We start from the raw sequence: 16,531 nt of genomic DNA on the forward strand, positions 1-16,531 counted from the left end.
TTATTGCTCCGTGCCTGTGGATGGCGCAGCTTCAGGTTCGGCGAGGTCGGGCGCGGTCTGCACCGGAATCGCAGGCGTCGCATCGGGCTTGACCCACCAGGTCATGGTGCCGATGTCGTAGAGCGGTGTTCTTTTCGGGTGACCCAGGTGGTCCCAGTAGGCCAGACGCCAGGTCTTGATGTGCCAGTTGGGGATCACGTAATAACCCCACAACAGCGCGCGGTCGAGGGCGCGGGTATGGTCGATCAGGCTTTGCCTTGAGTCGGCGTTGATCAGGCCGCTGACCAGCGTGTCGATGGCGGGGTCTTTGAGGCCGATCAGGTTGTAGCTGCCCGGTTTATCCGCCGCGGACGAGTCCCAGTATTCGCGCTGTTCGTTACCCGGCGAGCTGGATTGCGGGAAGCTGCCGACGATCATGTCGTAATCACGCGAGCGGCGGCGGGTGATGTATTGCGAGACGTCCACACGGCGAATTTCGAGATTGATGCCGAGGTCGGCCAGGTTGCGCTTGAACGGCAGCAACACGCGCTCGAATTCGGTCTGGGCCAGCAGAAATTCGATGTTGACCGGCTTGCCTTCGGTGTCGACCATCTTGTCGCCAACGATTTTCCAGCCCGCTTCCTTGAACAATTGGAAGGCCTTGCGCTGTTGCTCGCGGATAATGCCGCTGCCGTCGGTCACTGGCAGCTTGAACTCGTCGGTGAACACCGGCTCGGGCAGTTTGCCGCGCAGCGGTTCGAGAATTTTCAGTTCAGCTTCGGAAGGGAGGCCACGCGAGGCCATGTCCGAGTTGTCGAAATAGCTCTTGGTCCGCGTATAAGTGCCAAAGAACAGCTGTTTGTTGGTCCATTCGAAGTCCAGCAGCAGGCTCAGCGCCTGACGTACACGGATGTCCTGGAACATCGGCTTGCGCAGGTTGAAGATGAAGCCCTGCATGCCCTGGGGGTTGCCATTGGGAATCTCTTCCTTGATCAGCCGGCCCTCACGCACCGCAGGCACGTCGTAGGCCGTGGCCCAGTTCTTGGCGGTCATCTCCTGCCAGAAATCGAAAGCCCCGGCTTTCAACGCTTCGAGCGCGACAGTGTTGTCGCGGTAATAGTCGGTTGAAAGCCTGTCGAAGTTGTAGAAACCCTTATTGACCGGCAGGTCCTTGCCCCAATAGTCCTTGACCCGCTCGTAGCGCACCGAGCGCCCGGGTTTAACCTCGACCACCTTGTACGGCCCGCTGCCCAGCGGGATTTCCAGGTTGCCCTTGTTGAAGTCACGGGTTGCCCACCAATGCTTTGGCAGCACTGGCAACTGGCCAATGATCAACGGCAGTTCGCGGTTATTGTCGTGTTTGAATTTGAACAGGACGGTCAACGGGTCTTCAGCGACCACTTGATCGACGTCGGCGTAGTAGCTGCGATAGAGGGGCGAGCCGTCCTTGATCAGGGTATTGAAGCTGAACACCACGTCGTCGGCACGCACCGGGTGGCCATCGTTGAATCGGGCTTCGGGGCGCAGGTAAAAACGCACCCAGCTGTTGTCCGGGGCTTTTTCGATCTTGCCCGCAATCAGCCCGTATTCCGTAAAGGGTTCATCCAGGCCCTGGCGCATCAACGTGTCGTAGATCAGGCCGATGTCATCGGCGGGCACGCCTTTGCTAATGAACGGGTTAAGGCTGTCGAAGCCGCCGAAACCTGCGCTGCGAAGAATTCCACCCTTGGGCGCGTTGGGGTTCACATAGTCGAAGTGCTTGAAGTCTGCCGGGTATTTCGGGGCTTCGTTGTACAGCGTAATGGCGTGTTGCGGGGCCGCCTGGGACGAGCAGGCCATCCCCAGTAAAAGAGGGCCGAGCAGGCACAGGCCGCCGGCCCGAGTCAGGGCGCGCAGTGCGGTCATTGAGTTTTCTCCGAAGGCTTGAGCCACCACGCACGCAGGCCCAGGGTATAGGGCGGGGTGGTGACGAAGGCGAACCGGTTGCGGTACGCCAGGCGATGATTGTTGAGGTACCAGTTGGGAATCATGTAGTGCTGCCAGAGCAGAACGCGGTCCAGTGCCTTGGTGGCCGCGACCTGATCTTCCCGGGTTTTCGCTGCCAATAGCTGGTTGAGCAGGTTATCCACAACCGGATTGGCGACGCCCGCGTAATTCTTGCTGCCTCTGATGCTGGCCTGGCTGGAGTGAAAATACTGCCACTGCTCCAGGCCCGGGCTCAGTGTCTGGTTCAGGGTCATCAGAATCATGTCGAAATCGAACTGGTCCAGGCGCTGCTTGTATTGGGCGCGATCCACCGTGCGCAGCCGGGCATCGATGCCGATTCGCGTCAGGTCTTCGATGTAAGGCTGCAGAATTCGTTCGAGGTTGGGGTTGACCAGAAGTATTTCGAAACGCAACGGCTGGCCAGCCGCGTTGGTCAGGCCACGATCAGTAAACTTCCAGCCTGCTTCGGCAAGCAGGCCCAGCGCTTTGCGCAAGGTGTCGCGAGGCACGCCGCCACCGTCGGTTTTCGACACCGAAAACGGCTGGGTGAACAGCTTGGGCGGCAGTTGATCACGGTAGGGCGACAGCATCAGAAACTCGCGGCCGGCGGGCAGGTCGGTCGCGGAAAACTCGCTGTTCGGGTAATAGCTGGTCGAGCGGCTGTAGGCATTGTTGAACAACGTACGGTTGGTCCACTCGAAGTTGAACATCAGGCCCAGCGCCTCTCGCACCTTGATGTCGGCGAACGTGCCACGACGGGTGTTCATGAACAGGCCTTGGGTCTGGGTCGGGATCTGATGTGGAATCTGCGCCTTGATCACGCTGCCGCTGGCCACGGCCGGGAAATCGTAGCCTGTCGACCAGTTCTTGGCCTGATGCTCGATGTAAATGTCGAACTCGCCCGCCTTGAAGGCTTCGAAGGCGACATCGGCGTCGCGGTAGAACTCGACTTCCACGCGATTGAAGTTGTACTTGCCGCGATTGACCGGCAGGTCCTTGCCCCAGTAATCCCTGACCCTTTCGAATACCAGACTGCGACCGGGACGCACGTGGGTGATGCGATACGGGCCACTGCCCAAGGGCGGCTCGAAGGTGGTGGCCTTGAAGTCGCGGTTCTTCCAGTAATGCTGGGGCAGCACCGGCAACTCACCGAGGCGCAGAATCAATAATGGGTTGCCGGAGCGCTTGAACACGAAGCGAATGCGATGCCGGTTGAGAATGTCCACCCGCTGCACTTCCTGCAGCGCCGTGCGGTACTGCGGATGGCCGTCTTTGAGCAGCGTCCGGTAGGAAAAAGCTACGTCATAGGCCGTGATCGGTTTGCCGTCGTGGAAACGCGCTTCAGGACGCAGGTTGAACACCACCCAACTGCGGTCTTCGCTGTACTCCACTGACTTGGCGATCAGCCCGTAACTTGAGGTGGGCTCGTCGCCGGATGGATCGTACTGACCGGTGCCGACCATCAACGGTTCGTTCAGCTCGCTGACGCCGTACTGGCCGAAATTGGGCGTCGAAATCGGGCTGCTGCCCTTGAAGGTGTAGGGGTTGAGCGTGTCGAACGTGCCGTTGGCCATGATTCGCAAGGTGCCAGCCTTCGGCGCCTCGGGATTGACCCAGTCGAAATGGGTGAAGCTGGCCGGATACTTGAGGACACCGAACTGTGCATAACCATGGCTTTCGCTGATGGTCGCGGCGGCTGTCGTGCTCAAGACCAGGCTGGAAATCAGCAGCAATGGGCGTATCAAATGGGCGGTCGATCCAGGCAGCGGTCGGTCACAGTAACAGCTTGTATGGGCTGGAAAAAGGGGAGTCGTGGGTGCGCACCTGTAGGAGCGCGCTTGCCCGCGAACGCGGTATGTCTGTGACACATCTGTCGTTTGACACACCGCAATCGCGGGCAAGCGCGCGCCTACAAGGAGACCGTTCTCCGCGCGGGCAGTCGGTAAATGCTGTTCGGTTTTGCGCCAATCAATGCGGCAGATACACCGTCAACGTTTGCCCCGGCTTCAACGCCTGACCACTGCGAGGGTTCCAACGCTTGAGGTGCTGCATTTCGACGTTGAAACGTTTGGCAACCAGATACAGCGAATCGCCCTTCTGGATCTTGTACTGCATGGACTTTTTGTCAGCGTCTTCGCCCTTTTTGGCGGTGTCCGCTTTTGCCACGGCACGGGTGCTGGTTCTGGCCGGTTTGCTGTTGTCCTGCATGACCAGTGTCTGGCCGATTTTCAGGTTGTGGCCGGAAAGCTTGTTCCAGCGCTGCAGGTCCTTCGCGTCGACCTTGTTGAGACGCGCGATCTGGGCCAGGTTGTCGCCTTTCTTCACTTTATAGGTGCGGGTGCGAGCAGGCTTTTCGTCCACTTCCGCCACTTCTTCGAACACCGGCATTGCCATTTTCATGCCCGGCTGGACCGGAATGGTCAATGCCTGGCCACGCTTCAAATGATTGCTGGACAGTTTGTTCAGGTCCTTGATCGTGCTGGCCGATACTTTGTAGCGGCTGGCAATGCTGGCCAGGCTGTCACCCGGACGCACGCGATACTGCTGCCAGTCGACCAGCTCTTCAGGCTTCATTTTCGAGAGGCTGGCGGTCAGCAACTCCGACTTCGACGTCGGTACGAGCAGGTGCTGCGGGCCGTCGATGGTCAGGCGCTTCTTGAAGGCCGGATTGAGCTGCATCAACTCGTCTTCGTCGATATTGGCCATTTGCGCGACCTTGGTCAGGTCCATGCGCTGGTTCAACTCGACAACTTCAAAATAGGGTTTGTTGTCGATCGGGCTCAGGTTGACGCCGTAGGCTTCCGGTGACATGACCACCTGCGAAAGGGCCAGCAATTTAGGCACGTAGTCGCGGGTTTCCTGCGGCAGCGGCAGGTTCCAGTAGTCGGTGGGAAGGTTGAGCTTTTCGTTGCGCTCAATCGCCCGGCTGACGGTGCCTTCGCCCGCGTTGTAGGCGGCGAGCGCCAGCAGCCAGTCACCGTTGAACATGTCATGCAGCTTGGTCAGGTAATCCAGTGCCGCCGTGGTCGACGCCGTGATGTCGCGGCGTCCATCGTAGAAATTGGTCTGACGCAGGTTGAAGTAGCGACCGGTGGACGGGATGAACTGCCAGATTCCGGCAGCGTCGCTGCGAGAGAGCGCCATCGGGTTGTACGCGCTTTCGATCACGGGCAACAACGCCAGCTCAAGCGGCATGTTGCGTTCTTCCAGTCGTTCGACGATGTAATGCATGTACAGGCTGCCACGCTCGCCGGCCGTTTCCAGGAACGACGGGTTGTTGGCAAACCACAGACGCTGCTGGTCGATACGCGGGTTGAGGTCGTTGCCATCCTGCAACTGGAAGCCCTGGCGCATCCGCTCCCACACATCGTGCGGTGGGGCGAGAGGAACCGGTTTACGGGCGATGAACACCGGTTTTGGCTTGACGCTCGCCGGTGAGTGAGTGGCGTTTGACGCGCTGGCAGGGTCCAGGCTGCTGGTGGTCTGGCAGCCTGCCAACGTTGCGCTCGCGACCACTGCGATGGCCTGGGCTAACCGAGTCAATGCGTCGGAATTAAAGGTTCTGCGTATAGATGACGACATTGGCTGGGGGATAGTTCCAGTCGAAAATGTCGGGCGATTCTAGAAAGCGTCTTAACAACGGTCAACCTTTCAGAATTTTTGCGTTGATCCGGTGGCGGATCAGAACGTGTCCTTCCACGCCCTGAGCGCTGCAAAAACCGCTGCAGGCGAGGTGTTGTCTGTACCGGTCCGTTCGTCCGCTTTTTGTTTCACGGCAGGTTGTGAAACACGTAGAAACGGATTGGTCTTGTGCTCCAGCGCCAATGTGGAGGGCAGGCTGATGCGGTTTTCTTCGCGCCATTGGCTGACTTGCTCGAAGCGGCCGGTGACGTCGGGATTCTCCGGTTCGACGGCCACGGCAAATCGCAGGTTGCTCAGGGTGTATTCGTGGGTGCAGTAGACGCGCGTGCTCTCCGGCAACGCCGCCAGTCGCGAGAGAGAGTGATGCATCTGGTCCGGGGTGCCCTCGAACAGCCGACCGCAGCCAGCCGCGAACAAGGTGTCGCCGCAAAACAGCAATGGTGTCTGTAGGTCGGCGTGATAGAACGCGATATGGCCCAGGGTGTGGCCCGGAACCGCATGGACGTCGAACCCAAGGCCGAGTACGGTGATCCTGTCGTTGTCGGACAAGGCGATATCGCGCGCAGGGATGTTCTCATTGGCGGGCCCGTAGACCGTGGCACCGGTGACGTTTTTCAGCTCCGCGACCCCACCGGTATGATCGGCGTGATGGTGAGTCACGAGGATGTCACTCAGTTGCCAGCCCGGGTTGTCGTCCAGCCAGGCCAGGACAGGGGTCGCATCGCCCGGATCGACGACCGCGCAGCGCTTGCTGGCATTGTCTTGTAACAACCAGATGTAGTTGTCGGTGAAAGCGGGCAGGGCATCGATCTGTATCATGGCGCGGTTCGCTTTGCTGGAAACAAAGATGCATCTTAGAGTCTGAACAGCGTCCAGGCGAGCCGCGCTCGCTCAGGATCACTCATGGAGACCGGAAATGACCGATGAAGCGTTCGCCCAGGCCGACCCCGAATGGCTTGAGTTGATCAGCTCTGCCCGTGAATGGTTGTCCGGGCCTTTGGGGCAGTTGCTGCTGGAAGAAGAGCGCCGGGTACTCGAGGAGGAACTCGAGCGATTCTTCGGCGGCTACCTCGTGCATTACGGTCCGTCGGCGCAAACCCCGCCCGCCGCCAAGCAGGTTCAGCGCAATGTGCGCCTGGGGGCGCCGTTGCCTGGGGTCGAGATCGTCTGTGAAGAGCAGGCCTGGCCGCTGACCGAGCATGCCGCCGACGTCGTCGTCATGCAGCACGGCCTGGATTTCTGCCTCTCCCCCCATGGCCTGTTGCGTGAAGCCGCGAGCAGTGTACGGCCTGGCGGTCATCTGCTGATCGTGGGCATCAATCCCTGGAGTACCTGGGGCATTCGTCATTTCTTCGCCAATGACGCCTTGCGCCGGGCGCGCTGTATCTCGCCTTCCCGGGTAGGGGACTGGCTCAATCTGCTGGGTTTTGCGCTGGAGAAACGTCGGTTCGGGTGCTATCGTCCGCCGCTTGTCTCGCCCAAGTGGCAGAACCGTTTGTCGGGGCTCGAGCGTTTGGGCGACGGTTGGCAAAGCCCTGGGGGCGGCTTCTATCTATTAGTGGCACGCAAGCTGGTGGTTGGATTGCGGCCCGTGCGCATGCCGCGGCGAGAGCCCATGGGCAAATTGCTGCCTCTGCCAATGGCCAAGGTCAATCGACGCAGCCCCGAGCCTTGATCTTCCGGCTGTACCCAGCCTTTCAAATTCTGGAAAAGTCGTAATGAGCGATACCGTAGAACTCTTCTCCGACGGCGCCTGCAAGGGCAATCCCGGCCCAGGCGGCTGGGGCGCCTTGCTGGTCTGTAAAGGCGTTGAAAAGGAACTGTGGGGCGGTGAGGCCAACACCACCAACAACCGCATGGAACTGCTCGGCGCCATCCGCGGGCTGGAAGAGTTGAAGCGTCCCTGCGACGTGATTCTGGTGACCGACTCGCAGTACGTGATGAAAGGCATCACCGAGTGGATGGACAACTGGAAGAAGCGCGGATGGAAGACTGCCGCCAAAGAGCCCGTGAAGAATGCCGACCTGTGGAAGCAACTGGACGAGCAGGTCAGTCGGCACAACGTCACCTGGAAATGGGTACGCGGGCATATCGGCCATCACGGCAACGAACGGGCCGACCAGTTGGCCAACCGCGGTGTGGACGAGGTGCGCGGGATCAAGCACGGTTGATGGCAGTCACCCTTGAGCACTGCATGACCCTGCGGGAACCCGGCTTGCTGGCGAATGCAGTGGGTCAGCACCATCCCCAGTGACTGACATACCGCATTCGCGGCCCTCGTAACCTCGGACGGCTCCGACATGGGCTGCGTCGTTCCGAAGACTTGAGTGCGACGCGGATAATGTAGGAGCCGGCTTGCTGGCGAATGCGGTGGGTCAGCAACATCCACAGTGACTGGCATACCGCATTCGCGGCCCTCGTAACCTCGGGCGGCTCCTACAGAATCCCGGGTGGATGCACGAACTTGTGTCCAGACCGCAGACTTGTGGGAGCCGGCTTGCTGGCGAATGCGTCAGGTCAGCACCATCACCAGTGACTGACCCACCGCATTCGCGGCCCTCGTAACCTCGGACGGCTCCTACATGGGCCGCGTCGTTCCGAAGCCATCAGGACGACGCTGATCCTGTTAGAGCCAGATGGCGGGCAGTGGTGTGGTGATCCGAAAAATCCCTCGTGTTAACATCCGCGCCTGAAGCAGAGGCGGTAGGCAATGACTGTACAAAACATCATCACTGAACGAAGGGTCGTTCTCGACACCGAAACCACGGGTATGCCGGTCACTGACGGACATCGGGTGATCGAGATCGGTTGTGTGGAGGTGATCGGTCGGCGTCTGACGGGACGTCACTTTCACGTGTACCTGCAACCGGATCGCGAGAGTGACGAAGGTGCGATTGGCGTTCACGGCATCACCGACCAGTTCCTGATCGGCAAGCCGCGGTTTGCTGAAGTGGCCGATGAATTCTTCGAGTTCATCAAAGGCGCCCAGTTGATCATCCACAACGCGGCGTTCGACATCGGCTTCCTCAATAACGAATTTGCCCTGATCGGGCAAAACGACCGGGCGGACATCAGCCGCTATTGCTCGGTGCTCGATACCCTGGCCATGGCCCGTGAGCGCCATCCGGGGCAGCGCAACAGCCTCGACGCCTTGTGCAAACGCTATGACGTCGACAACTCGGGCCGTGAGCTGCACGGCGCACTGCTCGACTCCGAGATTCTGGCAGACGTCTATCTGGCGATGACGGGTGGCCAGACCACCTTGTCGCTGGCAGGTAACAATGATGGTGAAGGCGGTGCTGACCGGCCGACGGAAGTTCGCCGTATCGTCAATCGCACGCCGGGCCGGGTCATTCTGGCCAGCGAGGCGGAAATGGCAGAGCATGAGGCGCGTCTGGCGGTGATCGCCAAGTCAGCCGGTGCGCCGGCACTGTGGACCCAACTGCTGGAAGCCCAGGCTCAAGCGTAAGGTTTGCAAGGCGTTGGCGGCGAGCATCATGGATGACCCGCCGCGCCGGTGTGAGCCTTTCATCGATGGTCCAGGAGGTCCATGGTGACAATGGCGAACCCGACGTTGAGCATTCGTGTCGCAGACGAATGTTTTGAAGACTACATCCTCAACTGCGAATTCACGTTTACCGTCACCGGCTACGCCCAGGTGCAGATTGGCAAACCGGTCGCGCACTGGCGCATTGACGCGGTGGAACCTTATGTCAAGAACTACGGCATCGACTCTGAAGAGTTCTGCCACTACCGCAACGCGGTGGATGGCACGGTGCTGGTGGCATGGCTAGACGACGATCCCGTGGGGCATATCGTCATCAGCAAGCACTGGAACGGCTTCGCGCATATCGACGAGCTGGCGGTCGACGTGATTGCCCGGCGCAACGGCGTTGCCCGGAAACTACTGGACGTCGCGCAGTTCTGGAGTCAGAAACACAACCTGCCAGGCATGATGCTGGAAACCCAGAACAACAACCTGGCGGCATGCAAACTGTACGAAAGCTACGGATTTGTCGTCGGAGGGGTGGACAATCTGCGTTACCGTGCGATCGATCCGGCGACTCGGGAAGCCGCGATATTCTGGTATCTGTTTTTTTAGCCGCAAGCCACACATTTGAAGCCGCAAGCGAGAAGCACAACGCGTCCGGTCGGCAAGTTGCATTCGTCCTGTTCTTGAAGCTAGAAGCTTGACGCTTTTAACCGCCTTCAAACCACTCTGGTCAGCTTGATTCCGGACTGCAGCAGTTCGAATTCGTCGCCGCCCAGATGATTCACGCGGTCGCCAATGGCCAGGCGATAGGTGGACTTGGGCTCCTTGCCGTCAGCCTCATCTGGCTGTGATTCGCGGAATTCATGCACGGGGTAGATGCGACCTTCCGCATCCCTGGCATGAAATTGCCCAACTAGAACTGAAGCCATTTGCTTTGTAACCTCTGGAAATAACTGCTCGTTTTCGCCCGCATCGTAACACTGCGCGCAAAGGATCCGTGTCCGCTTGTAAGGTAAATCTGTCGCTTCTGTAGGTACCTTCTTCGCTCAAGCCTGTCAGACCGCTGTTTTCAAGGGGAGTTTTCCAACGAGCAAAAAATAGTCTCGACCAACGGTAGAGGCCTGATACGCGATATATCTGCCACGTATCATGTTTTTCGATCAGTGATAACCAAAAAACAGCTCGGTAAAACTCGCTTCTTTCATCTATAACTGTCCATTCCTCCACCAGAAGAAGGTCAGCTTCATGAGCCAGGTTCATTCCATTGCGGTGATCGTCGGCAGTTTGAGAAAGGACTCACTCAACCGTAAGGTTGCCCGCGCACTGGCAGAGTTGGCGCCCTCCAGCCTGAAACTGAGCATCGTCGAAATCGGCGATTTGCCGCTTTACAACGAAGACATCGACAGGGACTCACCTCCGGCGGCCTATACCGCGTTCCGTCAGGCGCTGCAGGGCGCCGATGGTTTTCTGTTCGTCACGCCCGAATACAACCGTTCGGTGCCAGGCGTGTTGAAAAACGCCATCGACGTCGGCTCACGCCCCTATGGCAAAAGCGCCTGGGGCAAGGCCAAGCCTGCGGCGGTCGTCAGTGTGTCTCCGGGGGCTATTGGCGGCTTCGGTGCCAACCAGCACCTGCGTCAGAGTTTTGTATTCCTTGACCTGTTGTGCATGCAGCAGCCTGAGGCTTATCTGGGCAATGCGGGGAGTTTCTTCGATGAGCAGGGCAAGTTGAACGAGAAAACCCGGCCGTTCCTGCAGAGCATTATCGATGCCTTCGCGGCGCACGTCGCGCGGACGGTCAAGGGCGAATAACGTCGCAGGCTGATAGCGCCTGAAGGGCGCAAACTTGCGATAGCGCGGCGCAGGGCTTGAAGGCGCTGCGCACCTGATGTCACGGCGGCGACGCCGCCGTTATTCAATCTCAAACCCGGACCGCGAAGGTTAGCGTTATATAACGCAGTTAGCGGCGAAGACAGTCATACGCTCCTTTTCATTGTGCCCATGCCGGTCATCCGAACGGCATGGGTTTTTAGTGCAAAAGGAAATGACATGACCGCACCCTCTGCTCCCTATTTTCATGACGCCTCGCTCAGGCAACGTTTCGGCATTGCGCTCGACAGTGCCTTGCACGCGCAACAGATCAGCGCCCATGAGCACCAATGGCTGCAAGGCCTCTTGCATGAAGACGCCGGCGACGATACCGACCCTGTTCGCGTGGACGGTCTTACCCTGGATTCAAACCGCCCGACACCTTTTGAACTGGCTGCCGCGCTGCTGATGAGCCACGGCAATGGCAGCCAGCCGCAGGTGTACCTGTATACCTTGGCGCGGGGCATCGAACGCTTCGAACACCGCATCGATTTGTTGAGCGCCCTGCAAACGTATTTTGCTGACGCCGACTCCAGCGCCAGTTTCGAATACGAAAAGCTCGACGGTGATCCGTTTCAGACGCAGATGCTGAGCATTGTCGACTACCAGGCCGAACATGTCGGCCGATTGACCGACATACTGGCTCAAACGCCGTTGCTGTCTGATGCGTTGGCCTCCGCGCTCACGCAACAACTGTCCAGGTGCCTGCCAGGCCTGACGTTCGACCCCGTGCACCAATTACTCCAGGTCGTTCAGCGCGGCTCGCTGGGCGATGCGGACGTCGTGTTGATGACTCAGACCCTCACGCAGGCGGCTGAAGAAGACCTGCGCGGCATGAAGTTGCTGCCGGGCATCGAGCGTCGGTTTCTGAAGCCGGACGGGCAACCGCTTGACGAGTCTGATACGCGGTTGATGGCCCAGGCACTGATCGACGCTGTAAAGCAAGTGGTCACGTCTTACGGTGAACTGCTCAAAGTGTTCTGGGGCGCGAACGTGATGCACCCACGCACGACGAGGGATCATGCCATTGAAAGCTTCGATGCGAGCGTACGCCACACGATTTATGGCCGACTTCAGCAGGGCGGCCTTTCTGCGCTGGCGCGTGAGACCCTTTACGCACTGATGCGCTCAAGGCAGGGGGCTCTCCCTGCTCAGGGTAACGCCCGGTTGCAGCGGCTGACGCTTGTCGACAGTGCAGGCACATCCCATCCATTGGCCGGGACCTTCGCCATTCAACTCGGGAACGAGCCTGACGCTGCATTACTCTGGTACTTGCCGCATCACGCCCTGCATTCTTTCAAGGACCTGGCGAGCTTGCGAGCGTTCGCCGCCAGCGCGCAAGGCGGTGAATGGCTGCGTCCCTCACTGGCGCTTGAAAACCAGTCCATCCTGCTCGAACCTCAGGGGTGGCGGCTCGATCTGCAGACGATAGAGGCGTCACTGTTTGCCGAGCGTGTGGACTCGATCATCGCCATGCAAATGCGCAACCTGTCCCATGCGTTGCAGCTTTCCGGGACGTGGGAGGGCCTCTCGACGATGGTCGACGATGCACTCGATGTGCGTCTTTTGCTCGATCCTCGCCAGTTGCAATTCAGCGCCCGGCGCTGGCGACACACATCATTCAGTTTTTCGGCGGTCTGGCAGAACGGTATCAACGACGATCTGGTGCAGGTTCAAGCGGCTGACCCGCGTAGCGAACCCGCTCCCTCGTGGGTTGAGCAGACCCAACGCCTGGATGACAGGGCCGCTCAGTTGTGGGACATCGGGGACGGTTTAAGTCTCTACTGCAAGGAGACGCTGCAGCGATACCTGAGTGTTCTGTCGACTGTGTGTCTGGCACCTGAAAGTATTCAGATCCAGTGGCAAGCGCCGGCTCACACCGACGCCGCCGGGTCCGTGCCCTTGTTGGAGCGCAGCGGTCAGACGACAGTGACCGTGGACCTGGTGTCGTTGCTGATCGAGCGGATCAGTGGGTATCGGACAGAGGCGATCAATGCCGATGCGGTCATCAAGCTTCTCACGGAGTCGGGTGGGGCGGATGTGGCGCTGGAGGGCATTGATGTGGTGCTGGTCAACCATCTGCTGGATTGCGCCGCAGTCGATTTCAATGCTTCTTACCTGCGGTTCGTCGAGCAGGCGCGGCTAGGGCTGCGTCGGGATGGCAACCTGAGGTGGAGCCCCGACGAGGCCGCGCGTTATCTGCGTGAAGACATCGTGCGCCTGGATCTGGCGGTCAAGCGACGCACCGTTGATCTGGGCAGTAACGAGGAAGCAATGGTTCGCCAGATTCTGGAACGTCCCGTTCGCAGTTTGAGGAGCAGGCTGATGGGGCCGGTCGCGGAAGCGTTCCTGGTGACGGTCTTGTACGACAACAACCGAGCTGTGCCACTGAGTGACATGCTGATGGTCTGCTATCCCCAAGATGATGACGTCAGTGTGGTTCTATGGGATGGGATAAAGGGCTGGAAGCGTTTCCCGTCGATCAACCAGATGCAGCGTTACCTGCGCAATCAGCTGCAGGGCACCAGTCGCGAGCAATTGCTTGCCCTGGCAGGCGAGTACGACCGGGCGCTATTGCTCAATCATTTGCAGAAGCCGTCTGGTAATGCCGTGTCAATCCGGCTGGACCGGGTTGACGATCATGTGTTCGAGTCGCTTCAGCGCCGTGCACTCGACCATCAGCAGCAAGGTGTCAAACAAGCCTGCGTCAAGGGCCAGCGCTACCGTGCCCAGGCTGATCTCTATGTCCGGATGGCATTTGATGCCGCCCGTGACAGTTACCTTCAGAATGCGGTCGATGCCCTGTCCGCCAGAATTGACAGCGCGCTGATCGCAGCGCTGTTGCCCGATTGGTTGCTGCAGGCGAAGGGGGCAGACCAGTTCTTGTATGCCCGTCGCTTGCACAGGTTCAATCAGTGCATTACCGGAAAACCGGATTTCCTGTTCGACATCCCGTCCCTGCAAAGCTATTCCCGCGCGCGGCTGGTTGACCGGTTGAGCAAGGATTTTCCGGATCAGACCTGGAGTCCGGACCACATCCTGGTCACAGTGCGTCGCTATGTGGCGGGACTGCCAAGCGCGGGGCAGATCCCCTCCGGCATCCCGGCGGCGGAGGTTGTCAACAGCGAGTCCTTGACCGATTACGCATTGAACCGATTTGTCACCGTTCAGGATGCGGCACTGAGCGTCAGCTCTGAAGATCAGCCGATGGCTGCGGAACTCTTGACCCCTGATTACCTGCGCACTCTGATCACCGACCTGGACGTCGGAGGGGGTTACATGGCGCTTCTTGAAAAAGCCCTGACCCCCAAGAGTCCCGACTATGTCTTGCGTCGCCAGTACTTTTTCGATCAGGTCCCGGCCTTGCTGCAGGTACGCACGCTGGAAAAGAAGCTCCAGGGCATCCTCAGCCAAAGGGGTTATGACTACGTCGAGGCCGTGATCGCGATGCCTGACGGTATCGCCAGGGAGCCGGTCGACGGCGTGCCAGTCATCATCAGCCCGCTGAAACTGGTGGCTGATCGTGGCATGACGCCCGATGGTGTGCCTGGCGTGTACCTGGTCTGTGGACGCGATCCCGCGAGCGGCCCTGTGGTTTTGCAAACCATCTTCAGTTCCGAATTCAGTTTCAAGGAATACGTCAGCATCGAGGCGCTTCTGCAGGACATCCGTAGTAACGAGGCGCTGCAGAGGCTGTTGCTCGCGCGCCTCGATCCGATCACTCGGCGGCGCTACGCCGAGGGGGGATTCGTTGAGCCGCATCTGCCGTTCAGTGTCGAAGGGTTTGCAGACGTGCCCTTCGAAACGCCGGGGCCCGTCACGCTGGAACTTGCCGAGCAGAAAGGCAACGCGCTGGGCTTCATGTTCAGCAATGCAGTGCATGTGCTGCTGAACATCGGTCAGGAGAACACGGTCACGAACGCTGAGGCCAGCGCAGCGTCCACGCGTTTCCTCATGACGCTGGGCGTCGAACAGATGATGAACCTGCTGCCCGGCAAGATGGGGGCCTTGGTCGCGTTGTTTCAGAGCGAAACCTTGCTGCGTGCTTCCGCCGCTTCCGCGAGCGGCAAACGCTGGGGTGAAGCGCTTTCGGAGTTCTCAGCGGCATTGGGGGTGTTGGCAACCGCTCGCGAGCAAGCCGAAGACGACTTGATCGAGGAGGGGGAAAGCGCCGCAGATCCCGAGGTCGGCCTTGAGGACACCACCACGTCTTTTTCCTGGTTTGACCCCAAGCTGACGCCAGCACAGTCGCAACGTCTGCGGGCACTCGAGGTTCGCGACATCGCGCTGGATGATCTTGAGCGTGACGAACTGTTGAACCTTTACACCAATGCAGGCGGTAATCAGTTTTATGCGTCGGTCAGCGGCAAGGTTTATCGAGTGACGAGAGCGACTGATCAGGCGCAGTGGATGATCGTGGGCAATGACGGCACCCCCGGGCCGCGTCTGAAGCTGGACGTCAATCAGCGCTGGCAACTTGATTTGAGTCTGGGGCTCAAGGGCGGGGGCGGGTTGCTCACCCGGATTCGCTCGGAGATCGTGGAACTGGATGTTGACGCGGTGATGGTGGTCCAGGCCAGCGGCATGCCAGAGATTCGGATGTTGTATCGAGACAAAGCACGGCGTATCGGCGAGGCTCACCTCAAGAGCAAGCGCTATCTGGAAACCTGCCTGGACAACCTGCACGTGCACAAGCGAGGTGAACCGCTTGACCCTCGTGTCAATCAGATACTGGCTGACTTTTTTGGAACGGCGACCCCTGATCAGTCTTTGCTCGACGAGGTCGAGTCCATGATCAAGCGCCTGTACGACGAGATCATGAGTGCCTCGTTATCGCCGTTCTCATCGGCCCGATATGTCGTGGGTCTGAACCGTGAGGGGCAGGAGCGCACGTCGGGGTTCGTCATCAAGGACGACCCGAAAAAGAGGATATTCCTGACCGATGGATTCTTTCAGGTGCTGCCGTTCTCCCTCAACGAACAGGCGCGGATCGAGGGGTTCGAACTGGGTGCTCATTTCCGTTCCGCAACACTGATTCATGAGCTGTCGCATTTGGTCGCCGATACGTATGACATCGCGTACCTGGAAACCTCGGCTCCTTATCCTGATCTGCTGGCGGAGGACAATGCCGATAACATTAAACTGAAAGAAGACTTGAGTTACCTGCACAGTCGCGGCTTGTCGCATCTGACTGAAAAGGACGACCTGTTTCTGCGCCTGGACGACGACCACTGGCGCGACATGGTGCGTGATGACGGCGACGGCTTCAAAGCCATATTGCGCATCACCGGCACTCGCAAACTGAACGCTGCGCGGGATGTCTTTCTGGCCGATGCGCTGAAGCGCCGTAAGATTTTGCTCAGCAACGCAGACTCGGTGACCCTGTTGATTCTGCTCCTGGGCCGCAAGAACTACGCAGTCCCGATGCCTTGATCTGACGGGCACCGCGCAGAAAGACAAACTGCGCAGTGCCCGCAGCATTATGTACCGCAGCAACCCTTCACTTTCTCCATACGCTCCTTTGTCATTCAGGCCCATGACCGGTTAACCACCCGCGTGGGC

Annotated in this window: 11 protein-coding genes; 6 read left to right on the top strand and 5 right to left on the bottom strand. The window is 59.3% G+C overall.

What is annotated here, in order from left to right; all coding sequences use genetic code 11:
- The 4 genes from BMY73_RS21960 to gloB all read right to left on the bottom strand — a co-directional run bounded on the left by BMY73_RS21960 (nt 1) and on the right by gloB (nt 6,426).
- Nucleotides 1–1,884 carry an extracellular solute-binding protein gene (locus tag BMY73_RS21960; protein WP_092409723.1) on the bottom strand — a complete coding sequence of 628 codons (1,884 nt, stop codon included), beginning with the start codon at nt 1,882–1,884 and terminating at the stop codon, nt 1–3.
- Nucleotides 1,881–3,710: an extracellular solute-binding protein gene (locus tag BMY73_RS21965; protein ID WP_092409725.1), complete on the bottom strand. Its 1,830-nt coding sequence runs from the start codon at nt 3,708–3,710 to the stop codon at nt 1,881–1,883. Before BMY73_RS21965 ends, BMY73_RS21960 begins: the two co-directional genes overlap by 4 nt.
- Nucleotides 3,711–3,933: 223 nt before the next feature.
- Nucleotides 3,934–5,547: a lytic transglycosylase domain-containing protein gene (locus tag BMY73_RS21970; protein WP_092409727.1), complete on the bottom strand. Its 1,614-nt coding sequence runs from the start codon at nt 5,545–5,547 to the stop codon at nt 3,934–3,936.
- 99 nt (nt 5,548–5,646) lie between these two features.
- On the bottom strand, nt 5,647–6,426 hold the full coding sequence (gloB, locus tag BMY73_RS21975; protein ID WP_092409729.1) for a hydroxyacylglutathione hydrolase: 780 nt from the start codon (nt 6,424–6,426) through the stop codon (nt 5,647–5,649).
- Nucleotides 6,427–6,523: 97 nt separating this feature from the next.
- Between gloB and BMY73_RS21980 the strand changes: the two genes are divergently transcribed.
- From BMY73_RS21980 to BMY73_RS21995, 4 genes are all read left to right on the top strand, one after another.
- Nucleotides 6,524–7,282, top strand: a complete 759-nt coding sequence (locus BMY73_RS21980; protein WP_062390629.1) for a class I SAM-dependent methyltransferase — start codon at nt 6,524–6,526, stop codon at nt 7,280–7,282.
- Nucleotides 7,283–7,325: 43 nt separating this feature from the next.
- Nucleotides 7,326–7,778: a ribonuclease HI gene (gene rnhA / locus BMY73_RS21985; protein ID WP_092409731.1), complete on the top strand. Its 453-nt coding sequence runs from the start codon at nt 7,326–7,328 to the stop codon at nt 7,776–7,778.
- 539 nt (nt 7,779–8,317) lie between these two features.
- A complete protein-coding gene (gene dnaQ, locus BMY73_RS21990) occupies nt 8,318–9,076 on the top strand; it encodes a DNA polymerase III subunit epsilon (protein WP_062390831.1) in 759 nt (252 codons plus the stop codon).
- A gap of 84 nt (nt 9,077–9,160) precedes the next feature.
- Nucleotides 9,161–9,709: a GNAT family N-acetyltransferase gene (locus BMY73_RS21995; protein ID WP_062390846.1), complete on the top strand. Its 549-nt coding sequence runs from the start codon at nt 9,161–9,163 to the stop codon at nt 9,707–9,709.
- A gap of 107 nt (nt 9,710–9,816) precedes the next feature.
- Here BMY73_RS21995 and BMY73_RS22000 read toward each other — a convergent pair whose 3' ends face one another.
- Nucleotides 9,817–10,029: a hypothetical protein gene (locus tag BMY73_RS22000; RefSeq protein WP_062390829.1), complete on the bottom strand. Its 213-nt coding sequence runs from the start codon at nt 10,027–10,029 to the stop codon at nt 9,817–9,819.
- Nucleotides 10,030–10,345: 316 nt separating this feature from the next.
- Between BMY73_RS22000 and BMY73_RS22005 the strand changes: the two genes are divergently transcribed.
- On the top strand, nt 10,346–10,912 hold the full coding sequence (locus BMY73_RS22005; RefSeq protein ID WP_062390827.1) for an NADPH-dependent FMN reductase: 567 nt from the start codon (nt 10,346–10,348) through the stop codon (nt 10,910–10,912).
- Between the two features lie 237 nt (nt 10,913–11,149).
- Nucleotides 11,150–16,402 (top strand): M35 family metalloendopeptidase, encoded by a 5,253-nt coding sequence (locus BMY73_RS22010; protein WP_092409733.1) that lies wholly within the window; start codon nt 11,150–11,152, stop codon nt 16,400–16,402.
- Nucleotides 16,403–16,531: the final 129 nt, after the last annotated feature.

Source organism: Pseudomonas sp. NFACC02 (assembly GCF_900110765.1).
GTDB lineage: Bacteria > Pseudomonadota > Gammaproteobacteria > Pseudomonadales > Pseudomonadaceae > Aquipseudomonas.

What these genes read in the sequence shown, in the direction of transcription:
- rnhA (WP_092409731.1), top strand. Translation starts at nt 7,326, where the DNA reads ATGAGCGATACCGTAGAACTCTTCTCCGACGGCGCCTGCAAGGGCAAT.
- BMY73_RS22000 (WP_062390829.1), bottom strand. Translation starts at nt 10,029, where the DNA reads ATGGCTTCAGTTCTAGTTGGGCAATTTCATGCCAGGGATGCGGAAGGT.
- BMY73_RS22005 (WP_062390827.1), top strand. Translation starts at nt 10,346, where the DNA reads ATGAGCCAGGTTCATTCCATTGCGGTGATCGTCGGCAGTTTGAGAAAG.
- dnaQ (WP_062390831.1), top strand. Translation starts at nt 8,318, where the DNA reads ATGACTGTACAAAACATCATCACTGAACGAAGGGTCGTTCTCGACACC.
- gloB (WP_092409729.1), bottom strand. Translation starts at nt 6,426, where the DNA reads ATGATACAGATCGATGCCCTGCCCGCTTTCACCGACAACTACATCTGG.
- BMY73_RS22010 (WP_092409733.1), top strand. Translation starts at nt 11,150, where the DNA reads ATGACCGCACCCTCTGCTCCCTATTTTCATGACGCCTCGCTCAGGCAA.
- BMY73_RS21970 (WP_092409727.1), bottom strand. Translation starts at nt 5,547, where the DNA reads ATGTCGTCATCTATACGCAGAACCTTTAATTCCGACGCATTGACTCGG.
- BMY73_RS21980 (WP_062390629.1), top strand. Translation starts at nt 6,524, where the DNA reads ATGACCGATGAAGCGTTCGCCCAGGCCGACCCCGAATGGCTTGAGTTG.
- BMY73_RS21960 (WP_092409723.1), bottom strand. Translation starts at nt 1,884, where the DNA reads ATGACCGCACTGCGCGCCCTGACTCGGGCCGGCGGCCTGTGCCTGCTC.